Consider the following 3,028-nt stretch of genomic DNA (forward strand, 5'->3'; position numbering starts at 1 on the left):
AAGAAGCCGGTGCAGTCGTGGGACCTGGACGACCTGGGCATCGAGGCGGACGAGGTCGGTCTGGCGGGTTCGTGGACGGCGGTGGAGTCGGTGGCTGCGCGTCCGGCGCGGACCGCGGGCACGGTCGTCAAGGACGAGGGCGAGGGCGGCAAGTCGCTCGCCGGCTTCCTCGCCGACCAGAAGTTCATCTGAGCCGCCCCCACCCCCCGACCCAGCGAATACACGGAGACATTGAGCAATGGCTGAGATTCTCGTCCTGGTGGACCACGCCGACGGTGCGGTGCGCAAGCCGGCCCTGGAGCTGCTGACCCTGGCCCGCCGCATCGGTGAGCCGTCCGCCGTCGTCCTGGGCGCCGGTGCGGCCGCGGCCGGCATCGCGGCGAAGGCCGGCGAGTACGGTGCGGCGAAGGTGTACGTCGCCGACGGCGCGGAGTTCGCCGACCAGTTGGTCGTCCCGAAGGTGGACGCGCTGGCCCAGATCGCCAAGGCGAACGACGTCGCCGCGGTGCTGGTGACGTCCTCCGGCGAGGGCAAGGAGGTGGCCGCGCGCGTCGCGCTACGGATCGGCTCCGGCATCATCACCGACGCCGTCGACCTGCGCGCCGGCGACCAGGGCCCGATCGCCACCCAGTCGGTGTTCGCCGCCTCGTACACCGTCGACTCCCGGGTGAGCAACGGTGCGCCGGTCATCACCGTCAAGCCGAACGCCGTCGCCCCGGAGGCCGCCCCGGCCGCCGGCGCGGTGGAGGACGTGGCCGTGGCGTTCACCGGCAACGCCGCCAAGGTCGTCTCGCGCACCCCGCGGGTGTCCTCCGGCCGCCCCGAGCTGACCGAGGCCGCGATCGTGGTCTCCGGCGGCCGCGGCGTCGGTGCCGCCGAGGGCTTCGGCGTGGTCGAGGAGCTCGCGGACGCGCTGGGCGCGGCCGTCGGCGCCTCGCGTGCCGCCGTGGACGCCGGCTGGTACCCGCACAGCAGCCAGGTCGGCCAGACCGGCAAGCAGGTCTCCCCGCAGCTCTACATCGCGGCGGGCATCTCGGGCGCGATCCAGCACCGGGCCGGCATGCAGACCTCGAAGACCATCGTGGCCGTCAACAAGGACCCCGAGGCCCCGATCTTCGAGCTCGCCGACTACGGCGTGGTCGGCGACCTCTTCGAGGTGCTGCCGCAGCTCACCGCCGAGGTGAAGGCCCGCAAGGCCTGATCCGCGCGGAAGGTTCGGAGGGCGTGGTGCCGGGTGCCCGGTGCCGCGCCCTCCGTCGTACCCGGCCCTCCCCGGTCCTTCCCCGGCCTTCCCGGTCGTTCTCCGCCGTCGTCGGCCCCGCTCGCCGTCCCCGGCGCGCGGCGGGCCGGGCGGCGGCCCGTAGAGTCGGCGCCGGCGCGTGGCGCACGGGCGCGGCGCGGTGGCAATGGACGAGGCGAGGACGGTGGCATGGCACTGCTGACGGCACTTCAGGGCGGTTTCGGCGACGCGGCGGACGCGCTGCGGATCGACGGTCGGACGCTCTCCCGGGAGGACCTGCTGGGTGCGGCGACCGCCGTCGCCGACCGGGTGGCCGGCGCCCCGGCGCTCGCGGTGCTCGCCCGGCCCACGGTCGAGACCGTCACCGCCGTGGTCGGCGGCCTGCTGGCGGGCGTCCCGGTGGTGCCGCTGCCGCCCGACTCGGGGCCCAAGGAGCGCGAGCACATCCTGCGCGACTCGGGCGCGGCGCTGCTCGCGCACGCCGTCGGGGAGGTGCTGCCGCAGGACACCTCGGTGGCGGGGCTGCCGGTCGACCCCGCGCGGCGCTCCACCACCAGCTACGCCGAGCCGGCCGCCGCGTCGACCGGCTTCGTGCTCTACACCTCGGGCACCACCGGCGCCCCCAAGGGCGTGGTGATCCGGCGCGAGGCGATCGCCGCCGACCTGGACGCCCTCGCCGCCGCCTGGCAGTGGACCGCCGAGGACACCCTCGTCCACGGCCTGCCGCTGTTCCACGTGCACGGGCTGCTGCTCGGCGTGCTCGGCGCCCTGCGCACCGGAAGCGGGCTGGTGCACACCGGGCGGCCCACCCCGGAGGGGTACGCGGCGGCGGGCGGCAGCCTGTACTTCGGGGTGCCCACCGTGTGGTCCCGGCTGGCGGCGGACCCGCAGGCCGCGGCCCGGCTCGCCCCGGCCCGGCTGCTGGTCTCCGGCAGCGCGCCGCTGCCCGTCCCGGTGTTCGAGAAGCTCGCGGCGCTCACCGGGCACGCCCCGATCGAGCGCTACGGGATGACCGAGTCGCTGATCACCGTCAGCACCCGGGCGGACGGCGAGCGGCGCCCCGGCAGCGTCGGGCTGCCGGTGGAGGGCGTCCGCACCCGGCTGGTCGGCGAGGACGGCGCGCCGGTGCCCAGCGACGGGGAGAGCGTCGGCGAACTCCAGGTCTCCGGGCCGACGCTGTTCAGCGGTTACCTCAACCGGCCGGACGCGGACGCCGAGGCGTGGACGGCGGACGGCTGGTTCCGGACCGGCGACGTCGCGGTGATCGGGGCGGACGGCTTCCACCGGATCGTCGGCCGCGCCTCGGTGGACCTGATCAAGAGCGGCGGCTACCGGATCGGCGCGGGCGAGGTGGAGGCCGCGCTGCGCGACCACCCGGCGGTCGCCGACGCGGCGGTGGTCGGCGTGCCGGACGAGGACCTCGGACAGGCGATCGTCGCGTACGTCATCCCGGACGGCGCCGTGACGGGGGAGCAGCTGACGGCCTTCGTGGCGGAGCGGCTCTCGGTGCACAAGCGGCCGCGCCGGGTCGTCCTGGTGCCCGAACTGCCCAGGAACGCCCTGGGAAAGGTGCTGAAGAAGCAGCTGCTGACGGAGGCCGGCGGCCGCTGAGGAGAGGTCGGTCGGACGCCCCCTCGGATGACGGGTGTTCACCCTGATGCGCCGTCGGTGCTCACCACCCGTGACCCTTCCATTGGCGCACTCCACTGCGCGCGGTGAGCGGACGCGTGCCTAACGTGACACGCAGGCAGGGCCGACCCCCCGGGCGGCACGCCGGCGGCTTCCGGT

At 75.4% G+C, this 3,028-nt stretch carries 2 protein-coding genes and 1 pseudogene; all 3 read left to right on the plus strand.

The annotated features are described in order from the left end of the window. Positions 1-192, plus strand: a pseudogene (locus ACFU6K_RS35415) (electron transfer flavoprotein subunit beta); the annotation flags it as partial. Between the two features lie 46 nt (positions 193-238). Next, positions 239-1,201 (plus strand): electron transfer flavoprotein subunit alpha/FixB family protein, encoded by a 963-nt coding sequence (locus ACFU6K_RS35420; protein WP_380670198.1) that lies wholly within the window; start codon positions 239-241, stop codon positions 1,199-1,201. 228 nt (positions 1,202-1,429) lie between these two features. Beyond that, complete coding sequence (locus ACFU6K_RS35425) at positions 1,430-2,851, plus strand: acyl-CoA synthetase (protein WP_380670200.1); 1,422 nt, start codon at positions 1,430-1,432, stop codon at positions 2,849-2,851. Positions 2,852-3,028: the final 177 nt, after the last annotated feature.

Source organism: Kitasatospora sp. NPDC057512, from assembly GCF_042802135.1.
GTDB lineage: Bacteria > Actinomycetota > Actinomycetes > Streptomycetales > Streptomycetaceae > Kitasatospora.